Below are 12,619 nucleotides of genomic sequence, written 5' to 3' on the forward strand. Positions count from 1 at the left end.
CGGGTCAGGTCTTGATCTCGGCGTACAGGCCGGTCACGCGGTCCATGATCGCGAGCAGGTTCTCGCTGCTCACGAACACGTCGGACATCAGCGCGGGCGAGGCGCCCGCACCGTCCAGGCGCTGCAGGCCGCGGTTGAAGAACATCCATTGCGCGTCGGCCAGCACCAGCTCCTGGCGGATCTGCGCGGTGGCCTCGGGCGCGTTGCGCAGCAGCTCGAGCGCGGCCAGGAATTCGGTGCGTGCCTTGGCGATTTCGGCGGTGCTGCCGGCCGGGTCGATCTGCATCGCCGCGGCCAGGTAGCACTTGGCCATGCGCTGCGACAGCATGCGCTGGCGCCCCGCGATGTTGACCAGGCGCCCGACCGGCTTGCCCGAGGCGGCCTCGTACTGCGCCGTGCCCTGGTGGGCCAGCGCGAGCACGGCGGCGTCGAGCGCCACGACCCGCGCGGCGGCTTCACGGCCGGGCGCCGCATCGGCCAGCTCGGTGCGGAACGCACGCCAGGCGCCGTCCAGGCCATCGTAGGTGGCGCGCAGCGCCGGCGTCGGTGCGAAGGCCTTGAGCTCGCCGAGTTGGCGCTCGAACAGCGCCACGGAACGGTCAAGCACCTGCTGCGCGCTGCGCGGCTCCACCTTCTGCACCAGCGCCAGGTAGGCCTTGCTCGCGCGCTGCGACAGCATCCGCTGGCGGCCGGCCTTGTTGATGGCGTCGTTGAGGTCGGCCACCTGCGCGCGGGCGCCCACCGGGGCGAGTGCGGCGAGGGCGGAAGAGGCAATGAAAATTCGTCGTTTCAAGCGGTCGCTCCGATCACACGCTCAGCGGCGCAAACTGCCGCACGTCCACCGAGGCCTGCGCCGACTCGAACCACGGATCGGGCTCGCCGTCGAGCGCGAACTGCAGCCGCTCCCACAGCGCCTTGCGGCCCTCGGCGTCTTCGAGGATCTTCTTCTTCACGTAGTCCAGGCCCACGCGGCCGATGTAGTGCACCGTGCGCTCCAGGTACCAGCCTTCCTCGCGGTACAGCTGCAGGAAGGCGCCGGCGTGTTCCATCACTTCCTCGGCGGTCTTCACCTTCACGAGGAACTGCGCCACCTCGGTCTTGATGCCGCCGTTGCCGCCCACATAGAGCTCCCAGCCCGAGTCGACGCCGATCACGCCCACGTCCTTGATGCCGGCCTCGGCGCAGTTGCGCGGGCAACCCGACACGGCCAGCTTGACCTTGTGCGGCGAGTACATGGCCCACAGCGCGCGCTCCAGGTCCTTGCCCATCTGCGTGGAGTCCTGCGTGCCGAAGCGGCACCACTCGCTGCCCACGCAGGTCTTCACCGTGCGCAGCGACTTGGCATAGGCAAAGCCCGAGGGCATGCCGATGTCCTTCCACACGCCTTCCAGGTCTTCCTTCTTCACGCCCAAGAGGTCGATGCGCTGGCCGCCCGTGACCTTGACGGTCGGGATCTTGTACTTGTCGGCCGCGTCGGCAATGCGGCGCAGCTCGTCGGGCGTGGTGTGGCCGCCCCACATGCGCGGAATGACGGAGTAGGTGCCGTCCTTCTGGATGTTCGCGTGGCTGCGCTCGTTGATGAAGCGGCTCTGCGGATCGTCCTTCGCCTCTTTGGGCCAGGTGCTGATCAGGTAGTAGTTGACGGCCGGGCGGCAGGTGGCGCAGCCGTTGGGCGTGCGCCAGCCCATGCCGCGGTAGACCGCATCGTGCGTGAGCCAGTGCTCCTTGCGGATCGCGTCGCGCACGTCCTGGTGGCTCATGTCTGTGCAGCCGCAGATCGCCTTTTTCTTCGGCGTGGCCGAGTAGTCGCCGCCCGCGGTGAACATCAGGATCTGCTCGACCAGCCCGGTGCACGAGCCGCAGCTGGCGCTGGCCTTGGTGTGCTTCTTCACCTCGTCGAGCGTGAACAAGCCCTTCTCCTTGATGGCCTTGCAGATGGTGCCCTTGTTCACGCCGTTGCAGCCGCACACCTCGGCATCGTCGGGCATGCTCGCGGCCTTGCTGTGGCCTTCGTGGCCGGTGTCGCCGATGTTCGATTCGCCGAACATCAGCTTGTCGCGGATGTCGTGCACGCTGCGCCCGTCGCGCAGCAGCTTGAAGTACCAGCTGCCGTCCACCGTGTCGCCGTACAGGCAGGCGCCGATCAGTTTGTCGTCCTTGAGCACCAGCTTCTTGTAGACGCCGCCGAAGGGGTCGCTCATCACGATCTCCTCGGTGCCTTCGCCGCCCATGAACTCGCCGGCGCTGAACAGGTCGATGCCCGTCACCTTGAGCTTGGTGGACGTGAGCGAGCCGAGGTAGCGGCCGATGCCGAACAGCGCGAGGTGGTTGGCCGCCACCTTGGCCTGCTCGAACAGCGGTGCGACCAGGCCGTAGGCGATGCCGCGGTGCGCCGCGCATTCGCCCACCGAGTAGATGCGCGCATCGGTCACGGTCTGCATCGTGTCGGTCACGACGATGCCGCGGTTGCAGTGCAGGCGCATCTTCTCGGCCAGCTCGACATTGGGGCGGATGCCCACGGCCATGACCACGAGGTCGGCCGCGACTTCGGTGCCGTCCTTGAAGCGGATGGCCTTCACGCGGCCATCGTCACCGCCCACGAGGTCCTGCGTCTGCGCGCCCATGAGGAACTTCAGGCCGCGGTCTTCGAGCGACTTCTGCAGCAGCTTGCCCGCCACGTCGTCCAGCTGGCGCTCCATGAGCCAGGGCATCACGTGCACCACGGTCACGGTCATGCCGCGCAGCATCAGGCCGTTGGCCGCTTCCAGGCCGAGCAGGCCGCCGCCGATGACCACGGCGTTCTTGTGCGTGCGCGCGGTCTCGATCATGTAGTCGGTGTCGGCGATGTCGCGGTAGGCGATCACGCCCTTCAGGTCCTTGCCGGGCACGGGCAGCATGAAGGGGTTCGAGCCGGTGCACATCAGCAGGCGGTCGTAGGGCGCCTCGGTGCCATCTTCCGCGCGCACGATGCGGTTCACGCGGTCGACCTCGACCACCTTCTTGCCGGCGTGCAGCGTGATGTGGTTGTCGCTGTACCACTCCCAGCTGTTGAGCACGATCTCGTCCACCGTCTGCTCGCCCGCGAGCACGGGCGACAGCAGGATGCGGTTGTAGTTGGGGTGCGGCTCGGCGCCGAAGACGGTGATGTCGTACAGGTCGGGCGCGATCTTCAGCAGCTCTTCGAGCGTGCGCACGCCGGCCATGCCGTTGCCGACCATCACGAGTTTCATTTTCTTCATGGGGCGGGACCTTTCAGGGAAATCAACCGAACGACGGCCCGCGGCGCGCGGTCAGAATCGCGCCATGAGCTTTGAAGTGGACATCGGCTACAGCAGCCAGCGCGGGCCGCGCGACGCGAACGAAGATTTCGCCGGCGCGGTGCATGCGCCCGTGGGTGACGAAGCGCGTGGGCTCATCGCGGCCATTGCCGACGGGGTGTCCAGTGGCGGACGCGGCCGCGAAGCGGCGCAGACCACGGTGATGGGTTTGCTGGCCGACTACTTCGCCATGCCCGCGACCTGGGAGCCGACCGCCGCGCTCGACCGCCTGATCGGCGCGCAGAACGGCTGGCTGGCCGACCACAACCGCCGGCGCCAGGGCAAACAGGAGGGCGCCGGCACGGCGCTCACCACGCTCACCGCGCTGGTGCTGCACGGCCAGAGCTACACGCTGGCCCACGTGGGCGACACGCGCGCCTGGCGCGTGCGCGCCGACGGCGAGCCCGCGCAGCTGCTCACGCAAGACCACGCCTTCGACCACCCCGACATGCGCAGCCGGCTCACGCGCGCCATCGGCCTGGACGACCAGGTGCGCGTCGACTACCTGCAGGGCGACGTGCGCGTGGGCGACTGCTTCGTGCTCAGCACCGACGGCGTGCACGGCGTGCTCAAGCCGCAGCAGGTGGCCGCGCTCGCGCTGCAGGGCGACGCCGAGGCCGCGAGCGAGGCGCTGGTGCAGGCGGCGCTGGCCGCCGGCACGCGCGACAACGCGACCGCGCTGGTGATCCGCGTGGTGGGGCTGGACGCGCGCCAGCTCGACGACGAACTCGGCGACGGCCGCCGCCTGGCGCCGCCGCCGTGGCTCAAGGTGGGCGACGTGCTCGACGGCTACGTCGTCACCGGCCTGGTGGCCGACACCGGCGTGCACCTGCTGTACCAGGCGCGCCATCCGGTCACGCGCGAGCTGGTCGCGCTCAAGACCCTGCACCCGTCGCGCGCCGGCGACCCGCAGGAGCGCGCGATGCTGGCGCACGAGGCCTGGCTGGGGCAGCGCGTGGGGCAGGGCGGCGGCTTCGTGCGCGTGCACGAGCGCGCACCGGACGCCAGCGCGCTGTACATCGTGTTCGACTGGCACGGCGGGCGCACGCTCGAGCAGATGCGCAAGGACGGCACGCGCGGCAACGTGGCCGAGGTGGTCGCCGCGGCCATCGAGGTGAGCCGCGCGCTCGGGCGGCTGCACCGCCACGGCGTGGTCCACCGCGACATCAAGCCCGGCAACCTGCACCGGGGCGACGACGGGCGCTGGCGCATCCTCGACCTGGGCGTGGCGATCTCGGGCCGCGAGGGTGCGGCGCAGCGCGAGCTGCACGCGGGCACGCCGAGCTACATCAACCCCGAGCAGTGGGAAGAGGGCGGCGTGGCCGATGCGGGCAGCGACCTGTTCGCGCTCGGTGCCACGCTCTACCAATGGCTGGGCGGGCACCTGCCCTACGGCGAGATCGAGCCCTACCAGGTGGCGCGCTACCGGCGCGACCCGGTCGCGCTCTCGCGCCTGCGGCCCGACGTGCCCGTGTGGCTCGACCACCTCGTGCGCAAGGCCGTGGCCCGCGATCCGCGCGAACGCTTCGAGACCGCCGAGGAGATGCTGCTCGCGCTGGAGCGCGGCGCCTCGCGCCCCGTGAACGCGCCCGCCGCCACGCCGCTGATCCGCCGCGATCCGCTCGCGCTGTACCAGCTCGCGCTCGGCGTGTCGGTGCTGTTCAACGTGCTGCTCATCGTGTGGCTTCTCTTCCTGCCACGTTGAGCGGGGGCGGGCGAAGAGGCTCATGAACGGGCGGCCTTGCGAACGGGCGAGGGCTTGGCAGCCGCAGGGGCCGGCGTGACGCGCGCGCGTCCGCCTTTTTCGGCCCAGGTGCGCGTCCAGCGGATCTGCATCACGCGCATCACGCCCAGCATCGCCAGCGAGAGCGCACCGAAGAACACGAAGCCCCAGGCATAGCTGCCCAGGTACTGCTTCGACAGGCCCATGGCGTTGGGCACCAGGCCGCCGCCGAGGGCGCCGATCTCGCCGATCATCGAGCCGGCCACCGCCGTGCTCGTGGGCCAGCGCAGCGGCACCAGCTGGAACAGCGCGCCGTTGCCCGCGCCCAGGGCGGCGAAGCAGACGATGAGCAGCAGCGTAGTGAGCGCCAGCGAGCCCGAAGAGAAGCCCACCAGCACGAGGCCCACGGCCACCACCAGCAGCACCACCGTGAGCGTGTTCACGCCGCCCCAGCGGTCGGACAGCCAGCCGCCCACGATGCGCACCGCCGCGCCCATGAAGGCCGCGAGCATCGTCAGCTGGCCGGCCTGCACCTTGCTCACGCCGAACTGGTCGTAGTAGTACGAGGGCAGGAAGGTCGTGAGGCCGATGAAGCCGCCGAAGGTCACGCCGTAGATCAGGCTGAAGACCCAGCCGTCTTTCTCGAACAGGCAGGCGATGTGGGCGCGGAAGCTGCCGTGCGGGTCCACGTCCGGCGGCTCCTTGGCGAAGAACACCATCACGACCATCGGGATGAGGATCGCGACGGCGGCCACGCCGTACACCGCCTGCCAGCCCAGCCAGTTGGCCAGCGGCGGCGCCACCAGCACCGACACGGCCGTGCCCACGTTGCCCGCGCCCACCAGGCCCATGGCCAGGCCCTTGTGCTGCGGCGGGAACCAGCCCGAGCCCAGCGACAGCGCCACGCCGAAGCTTGCGCCGGCGATGCCCAGCAGCACGCCCATGGCGAGCAGGTCGTTGAAGCTCTTCACGAAGAAGAAGCCGAACAGCATCGCCACGGCGATGAGGCCCATCTCGACCAGCGTGGCCTTCTTGCGGCCGATGTACTGCGACAGCAGGCCCAGCGGAAAGCGCATGAGCGCGCCCGCGATGATCGGCACCGACAGCATCAGGCCCTTCTGCGCGGGCGAGAGGTTGAAGGTCTCGCCGATGAAGGGCGCCATGGCGCCGTTGAGCACCCAGATGCAGCAGGAGAACGAGAAGTACAGGAAGGCCGCGAACAGGGTCGGACTGTGGCCTGACTGCAAGAAATTCCTGAAACCGGACATGGTGTTCAAAGGTGCAAAAAGCCGCGGCGCGACCGGGCAGCGGTCGTGTCGACGGACAGGGGTGGAGTCGGGAGGCCGGCGGCGAACGCCGTCGGCATGGGGGTGAGCCCGGCCTGAGGATGGCCGGGTTGGATGCAGGAACCTGCAGCCTCACCAAAGCGGTGCTTCGTTACACCGTGCCCCCTTCGATGCAAGAGGCGTGCCTGCGAATGCAGGCTGGCGTGGCCTATGCTTCCCGGGCCTTGCCACACCTTGCCGCCATGTCCCTTCTCGTCGTCCTTTCCCCTGAACCCGCTGAAGGCGAGCCCTTGCCGGCGCCGCTGCAGCAGTCGATCGATGCCGCGGGCGTCGCGGTGCTCGGGCGCGCGGGCTGCCACACGCTGGTGCAGCGCACGCAGGCGCTTGCACCGTCGATGGTCCTGGTGCATCTGGATGAAACAGAGCCGCAGCTCGACGCGTTGCTCGAAGCGCTGGCGCCCTGGGGCGGCGCACCGCCGTGCGCCCTGGGCGTGATGAGCGCGCCGCTGGACGGCGCGCAGCATGCGGCGCTCGTGGCCGCGGGCGTGCACGGGTGGGTACCCATCGAGAGCGCCGATGCGTTCGCCGCACTGACCGCGCAGGCGCAGGCCCGCTGGACGCGCGAGGCCGCGCTGCGCATCGAACTCGACGCCCTGCGCACACGCATGGACGAGCGCAAGTGGGTCGACCGCGCCAAGGGCCTGCTGATGTCCGCGCGCGGCATCGGCGAGGACGAGGCCTTCGGCCTGCTGCGCGGCGCCGCGATGCACGCCAACCTGCGGCTGGGCGAGGTGTCGCGCTCGGTCATCGAGGCCGCGCAGTGGGCCGAGGCGATCAACCGCGCGGGCCAGCTGCGCATGCTCTCCCAGCGGCTGGTGCGCGTGGCGGCACAGCTCGCGGCCGGCATCGATGCGCAGCGTGCGCGCGTGCTGCGCACGCAGTCGACCGAGCGGGTGCAGCAGACGCTGGATCATCTGACGGCCCTCGAGCTGGGGCCGGCGGGCGTGCAGGCGCTCGGCGAGGTGCAGGCCGCGTGGCTCGCGCTGGCCGCGCTGCTGGTTGCCAAGCCCGCGTCGCAGGGGCTGGCTGCGATCGATGCGCGCGGCGAGGCCTTGCTGTCGGCGGCCGAGGCGCTGACGGACGCGCTGGAGGCCTCGGGTGCGCGGCGCGCGCTGCGCATCGTCAACATCTGCGGGCGGCAGCGCATGCGCGCGCAGCGGCTGGCCAAGGACGCCTTGCTGGCCTCGACGCTCGCGGCCGGCGCCTCGCGCGAGCGGCTGTTGCCGACCATGAACGAATTCGAAGCCGCGCTGCTGGAGCTGGAGCGCGCGCCGCTCAGCTCGCCCGAGATCCGTGCCGGACTGGCGAGCGCGCGCGACGAGTGGCTGCGCCTCGTCGGTGGCGTGCAGGCGCTCGACAGTGCCGAGGGGCGCGCCACGCTGGTGCGTTCCAGCGAGGCGCTCGTGGACACCTTCGAGCGCCTCACGGGGTGGTACGAGCACAGCCTGCAGGTCATCATGTCCTGAGTCACCTGGCAAACCCCCAGGCTTCGCGCACTTCGTGTCGCTTCTCCTACCCCCTTGCAGGGGGCGACACCAGCGGCCCGGCGAAGCCGGTTCCGCGGTGTCTCCCGAAGGATCGACACGATGTCACCACCCGGGGCGTGCTTCAGGCCGCGGCCTTCTCCACATGCGCCTGGCGCGTGTAGAGAAAATCGATCACCGCCTTGCGCGCATGCACATAGGCCGGGTCTTCGGCCAATGCGACACGGTTGCGCGGCCGCGCGATCTCCACCGCCAGCACGTCGCCGATGGTGGCGGCCGGGCCGTTGGTGAGCATCACGATGCGGTCGCTGAGCAGCACGGCCTCGTCGACGTCGTGCGTGACCATGACGACCGTGCTGCGCGTCTTCTGCACGATGGCGAGCAGCTCGTCCTGCAGCTTGGCGCGGGTGAGGGCGTCGAGCGCGCCGAAGGGCTCGTCCATCAGCAGCACCTTGGGTTCCATCGACAGCGCACGGGCGATGCCCACGCGCTGCTTCATGCCGCCCGAGATTTCGCCGGGGCGCTTCTGCGCGGCGGGCGTGAGGCCCACCAGCGCGAGCGCCGCGTCGGTGCGCTCGCGCAGCTGCGCCTTGTTCTCGGTGGCCGCGAACACGCGCTCGACCGCGAGGTACACGTTCTCGAAGCAGGTGAGCCAGGGCAGCAGCGAGTGGTTCTGGAACACCACGGCGCGCTCGGGGCCCGGGCCCTTGATCTCCTTGTTGGCGCACAGCAGCACGCCCTGCGTGGGCGTGGTCAGCCCGGCGATCAGGTTCAGCAGCGTCGACTTGCCGCAGCCCGAGTGCCCGATGAGCGTGACGAACTCGCCCTTGGCCACGTTCAGGTTCACGTCGCGCAGCGCGACGAAGCGGCCCTTGGGCGTCTTGAACGCCTGTTCGACGCCGTGGATCTCGATGTACTTGCTGTCGTCGTTCATGACTTCACCTCTTCGAACGTGAATGCGGTGGCGAGCTTGACGAGCGCGAACTCCAGCACCAGGCCGACGATGCCGATCACGAAGATCGCGATGATGATGTTGGCGACGTTGAGGTTGTTCCACTCGTCCCACACCCAGAAGCCGATGCCGACGCCGCCCGTGAGCATCTCGGCCGCGACGATCACCAGCCACGCGGTGCCCACCGCCAGCCGCACGCCCGTGAGCATGTAGGGCAGCACGGCGGGAAAGAGGATCTTGGTGAGGATCTTCCATTCGCTGAGGTTGAGCACCTTGGCCACGTTCATGTAGTCGCTGGGCACGCGCTGCACGCCCACGGCGGTGTTGATGACCATCGGCCAGATCGAGCAGATGAAGATGGTCCAGATCGCGGCCGGGTTGGCGCCCTTGAACACCAAGAGGCCGATGGGCAACCACGCGAGCGGCGACACCGGGCGCAACAAACTGATCAGCGGGTTGAACATGCGCGAGAGGAACTCGAAGCGCCCGATGGCGAAGCCGGCCGGAATGCCGACCGCCGCCGCCAGGCCGAAGCCCAGCGCCACGCGCTGCAGCGACGACAGCACGTTCCAGCCCACGCCCTGGTCGTTCGGCCCCTTGCTGTAGAACGGATCGCTGAACACCGTGAGCGCCTGCTGCCAGGTGGCCAGCGGCGAAGGGAAGCCGGTGGTGCTTTTCATGGCCACGATCTCCCACACCAGCACCAGCAGGCCGAAGCCCAGGAACGGCGGGAGCACGCGCATCCAGAAGGCGCGCAGATCGAGGGGCGCGCGGGTGCGGGGCACGGGTGCCGCCGCCGCAACGGCCACAGCGGGGGCGGGTGCCAGGGGCCTGGACACGACGGGCGCGGCGACCTGCGAGGCCACGGCGTCGAGCGGGGAATGGAAGACAGCGCTGACCATGGTGCGTTTCTCCTCAGACATGGAGCTTGAAAGACTCGGCGTACTTCTTCGGGTCCTTGCCGTCCCAGACCGTGCCGTCGAAGAGCTTGCTGGTGCGCAGCACGTCCTTGGGCACGGGCGTCTGCGTGGCGGCGGCGGCCTGCTTGTAGATGTCGATGCGGTTGATCTCGGTGGCCACCTTCAGGTAGTCGGGGTGTTCCTTCAGCAGGCCCCAGCGCTTGTGCTGCGTGAGGAACCACATGCCGTCCGACAGGTACGGGAAGTTCACGGCGCCGCCGTTGTAGAACTTCATGTGGTTGGGGTCGTCCCAGCTCTTGCCCAGGCCGTTGGTGTAGCGGCCCAGGATGCGCTGGTTGATGGCGTCCACGCTGGTGTTGACGTAGCTCTTGTCAGCAATGGTTTCGGCCATCTTGTTCTTGTTCTGCAGGCCGGTGTCGATCCACTTGCCGGCCTCGAGGATCGCGGCCGTGACGGCGCGCGCGGTGTTCGGGTACTTCTTCGTGAACTCCGCGGTGCAGCCCAGCACCTTCTCGGGGTGGTCCTTCCAGATGTCCTGCGTCGTGATGCCGGTGAAGCCGATACCGTCCATGATCGCGCGCTGGCCCCAGGGCTCGCCCACGCAGTAGCCGTCCATGTTGCCCACGCGCATGTTGGCCACCATCTGCGGGGGCGGCACGGTGATGTTCTTCACGTCCTTGAACGGGTCGATGCCGGCCGAGGCGAGCCAGTAGTAGAGCCACATGGCGTGCGTGCCGGTGGGGAAGGTGTGGGCGAAGGTGTATTCGCCCTTTTCCCTGGCGATGAGCTTGGCGAGCGAAGCCGCATCGACCGCGCCCTTGTCGGCCAGCTTCTTCGACAGCGTGATGGCCTGGCCGTTGTTGTTCAGGGTCATGAGCACGGCCATGTCCTTCTTCGGGCCGCTCACGCCCAGGTGCATGCCGTACACGAGGCCGTAGAGCACGTGCGCCATGTCGAGGTCGCCGTTCACGAGCTTGTCGCGCACGCCGGCCCAGCTGGCTTCCTTGCTCGGCACGATCTTCACGCCGTACTTCTTGTCGATGCCCAGCACCGAAGCCATCACCACGCTGGCGCAATCGGTCAGCGGGATGAAGCCGATCTTCACTTCTTCCTTCTCGGGCTTGTCCGAGCCCTGGGCCCAGACGGCGGCACGCAGCGCGGGGTCGATGCCCACGGCGCCGAGGGCGGCGGCCTGCAGCACGCGGCGCCGGCTCAGTTTGGTTTTCAGCAGCAGATCGGACATGGCGGGGCTCCAGAAGTGAAAGACAAAAACGAAAAGGCGTCCGCACCGCGCAGGGGCTGCTCGTGAACGAGCCCTTGCGGGATGGGGACGCCTTTGTCCGGTTCGGTGGGCCGCACCCGCCGTTGGGTGCAACCTGCCTTTGAGACCTTGCGGTCCCGTGCCAAGGACTATGCAAGCGACGTGCCAGTTCGAACCCACCGTTGGGAGCTATGGAAAAGATAGCTGGCAGGGCGCGCCGGTGCAGGAGAAAGTTCCTGCTGGCTCGCTAACCCGGGCGACGCACAGTTGTTGTGCGCTGCACCAATCCAAGCGGCCCGGGTCAGCGCCGCGGTGCAGGCTCGAGCGGCAGGTAGTCGGCCATGGCCAGCATCGACTCGGCCACGTCGACGAGGCGGCGCTTCTGGTTCATGGCGGTCTGGCGCAGCATCTTGTGCGCCTCGGCCTCGCTCAGGCGCCGGTGCGCCATCAGCAGGCCCTTGGCGCGCTCGACGATCTTGCGTTCGTTGAGCGAGGCGCGCACGGTGTCGAGTTCGTCGCTCATGGCCTGCAGGCGCTGCGACTGTTCCTGGACCATGTCGAGCACCGAGCGCTCGAGGTGGCGCCCGAGCTGCGCCGGCGTGGCGTCCTGCGCCTGCTGGGCATCGTCGAAGAAGAGCGCGCCGCCGGCCTGCGGGGCCAGCGTGCCGAGCAGCTGCCGGTAGGCCGCCAGCTCGCTGCGCGCCTGGGCGGTCTTGTGGTCGCACAGCGCGCGCAGGTCGGCCGAGAGGCGGTTCTCGACCGTCTGCATGGCGTCGATGCGCCGCGTGCAGCAGTCGAACCAGGCCTGGCTCAGCAGTGCGTCGGCCGGCACCGAGGTGGCGCCCTTGCGGCGCAGGCGCTCGAGCTCGGCCAGCACGGCGTCCGATTGGCTGTCGTGCCAGAGCGTGCGCACCGCGTCGCCCGAGAAGTCGATGAACACTTGGAAGCAGCGCTCCTGCGACTCGATGAGGTGGCGCCACTGCTGGCGCTGCGCGTCGTCGCCCCGGCCCAGCGCGAGCGCGGCGGCGCCGAAGGCACGCTCCTGGCCGGCGAACTCCTTGCCCTGCATGAAGTTGAACATCGCCACCAGCAGGCGCGAGATCTCGGGGTCGGTGGCGCCGTCGGCCGCCTCGAACACCACCGCCAGCAGGCCGGCCACCAGCTTGGCGAAGGCGGCCACGGCCTGCGCCGGCTGGAGTTCGAGCGCGTCGATGCGCCGGCGCAGCGCGGGCAGGGCGTCCAGGCCGGGCAGCACCCAGGCGATGCGGCTGAACAGGCGCGCGCCGTGGCCGGCGCCCACCGCGCGGTGGTGCTCGGCCTCGAGCCGGTCGAAGCCGGCGCGCACCTGCTGCTCGAGCGCCAGGCATTCGGCGATCTGCGGGCCGCGCTGGTCGGCAAAGCGCCCGCCGTGCGAGGCCAGGAACACGTTCGACATGCCGCGCTCGCGCTGCAGCGCATGCACGAGCCGGCCGATGGCGCCGACCAGCTCGCTGGTGCGCGCGAGCTGGTCCAGCGCGTCGATCTCGCATCGGCGCGCGGCGATCAGGAAGCTCAGGCCGGAAGTCATTCGTGGGGGCGCGGAAGGGGCGCCTTCCGCTCGTGCAACTTCCGTGCCT

The 12,619-nt window shown here is 69.4% G+C and carries 9 protein-coding genes; 2 read left to right on the forward strand and 7 right to left on the reverse strand.

The window, feature by feature from the left end; all coding sequences use genetic code 11:
- Positions 1 to 4: 4 nt before the first annotated feature.
- Both AC1RGU_RS14055 and nirB read right to left on the reverse strand, forming a co-directional pair.
- Positions 5 to 793 carry a type IV pili methyl-accepting chemotaxis transducer N-terminal domain-containing protein gene (locus tag AC1RGU_RS14055; protein WP_492696607.1) on the reverse strand — a complete coding sequence of 263 codons (789 nt, stop codon included), beginning with the start codon at positions 791 to 793 and terminating at the stop codon, positions 5 to 7.
- Between the two features lie 13 nt (positions 794 to 806).
- Complete coding sequence (gene nirB, locus AC1RGU_RS14060) at positions 807 to 3,239, reverse strand: nitrite reductase large subunit NirB (RefSeq protein ID WP_492696608.1); 2,433 nt, start codon at positions 3,237 to 3,239, stop codon at positions 807 to 809.
- A 64-nt stretch (positions 3,240 to 3,303) separates the two neighbouring features.
- Between nirB and AC1RGU_RS14065 the strand changes: the two genes are divergently transcribed.
- Positions 3,304 to 5,022: a bifunctional protein-serine/threonine kinase/phosphatase gene (locus AC1RGU_RS14065; protein ID WP_492696609.1), complete on the forward strand. Its 1,719-nt coding sequence runs from the start codon at positions 3,304 to 3,306 to the stop codon at positions 5,020 to 5,022.
- Positions 5,023 to 5,042: 20 nt separating this feature from the next.
- Here AC1RGU_RS14065 and AC1RGU_RS14070 read toward each other — a convergent pair whose 3' ends face one another.
- Positions 5,043 to 6,308 carry an MFS transporter gene (locus tag AC1RGU_RS14070; RefSeq protein ID WP_369629492.1) on the reverse strand — a complete coding sequence of 422 codons (1,266 nt, stop codon included), beginning with the start codon at positions 6,306 to 6,308 and terminating at the stop codon, positions 5,043 to 5,045.
- A 260-nt stretch (positions 6,309 to 6,568) separates the two neighbouring features.
- Here AC1RGU_RS14070 and AC1RGU_RS14075 point away from each other — a divergent pair, with 260 nt between their 5' ends.
- The gene (locus tag AC1RGU_RS14075) at positions 6,569 to 7,852 is read left to right on the forward strand and encodes an ANTAR domain-containing protein (protein WP_492696610.1); all 1,284 of its coding nucleotides are present in this window, start codon (positions 6,569 to 6,571) and stop codon (positions 7,850 to 7,852) included.
- A 142-nt stretch (positions 7,853 to 7,994) separates the two neighbouring features.
- On the opposite strand, the gene AC1RGU_RS14080 is transcribed toward AC1RGU_RS14075, so the two are convergent.
- The 4 genes from AC1RGU_RS14080 to AC1RGU_RS14095 form a co-directional block, all read right to left on the reverse strand.
- Entirely contained in the window at positions 7,995 to 8,804 is an 810-nt protein-coding gene (locus tag AC1RGU_RS14080; RefSeq protein ID WP_492696611.1) for an ABC transporter ATP-binding protein, read from the reverse strand.
- Complete coding sequence (ntrB, locus tag AC1RGU_RS14085) at positions 8,801 to 9,724, reverse strand: nitrate ABC transporter permease (RefSeq protein WP_492696612.1); 924 nt, start codon at positions 9,722 to 9,724, stop codon at positions 8,801 to 8,803. Before ntrB ends, AC1RGU_RS14080 begins: the two co-directional genes overlap by 4 nt.
- A gap of 13 nt (positions 9,725 to 9,737) precedes the next feature.
- A complete protein-coding gene (locus tag AC1RGU_RS14090) occupies positions 9,738 to 10,985 on the reverse strand; it encodes a CmpA/NrtA family ABC transporter substrate-binding protein (RefSeq protein WP_492696613.1) in 1,248 nt (415 codons plus the stop codon).
- 319 nt (positions 10,986 to 11,304) lie between these two features.
- Positions 11,305 to 12,570 carry a nitrate regulatory protein gene (locus AC1RGU_RS14095; protein WP_062475447.1) on the reverse strand — a complete coding sequence of 422 codons (1,266 nt, stop codon included), beginning with the start codon at positions 12,568 to 12,570 and terminating at the stop codon, positions 11,305 to 11,307.
- Positions 12,571 to 12,619 lie beyond the last annotated feature (49 nt).

It is taken from the genome of Variovorax sp. GW823-FHT02B07, from assembly GCF_058797695.1.

Coding starts and splice junctions, on each gene's coding strand:
- ntrB (WP_492696612.1), bottom strand. CDS start 9,724: ATGGTCAGCGCTGTCTTCCATTCCCCGCTCGACGCCGTGGCCTCGCAG.
- nirB (WP_492696608.1), bottom strand. CDS start 3,239: ATGAAGAAAATGAAACTCGTGATGGTCGGCAACGGCATGGCCGGCGTG.
- AC1RGU_RS14080 (WP_492696611.1), bottom strand. CDS start 8,804: ATGAACGACGACAGCAAGTACATCGAGATCCACGGCGTCGAACAGGCG.
- AC1RGU_RS14090 (WP_492696613.1), bottom strand. CDS start 10,985: ATGTCCGATCTGCTGCTGAAAACCAAACTGAGCCGGCGCCGCGTGCTG.
- AC1RGU_RS14075 (WP_492696610.1), top strand. CDS start 6,569: ATGTCCCTTCTCGTCGTCCTTTCCCCTGAACCCGCTGAAGGCGAGCCC.
- AC1RGU_RS14065 (WP_492696609.1), top strand. CDS start 3,304: ATGAGCTTTGAAGTGGACATCGGCTACAGCAGCCAGCGCGGGCCGCGC.
- AC1RGU_RS14070 (WP_369629492.1), bottom strand. CDS start 6,308: ATGTCCGGTTTCAGGAATTTCTTGCAGTCAGGCCACAGTCCGACCCTG.
- AC1RGU_RS14095 (WP_062475447.1), bottom strand. CDS start 12,570: ATGACTTCCGGCCTGAGCTTCCTGATCGCCGCGCGCCGATGCGAGATC.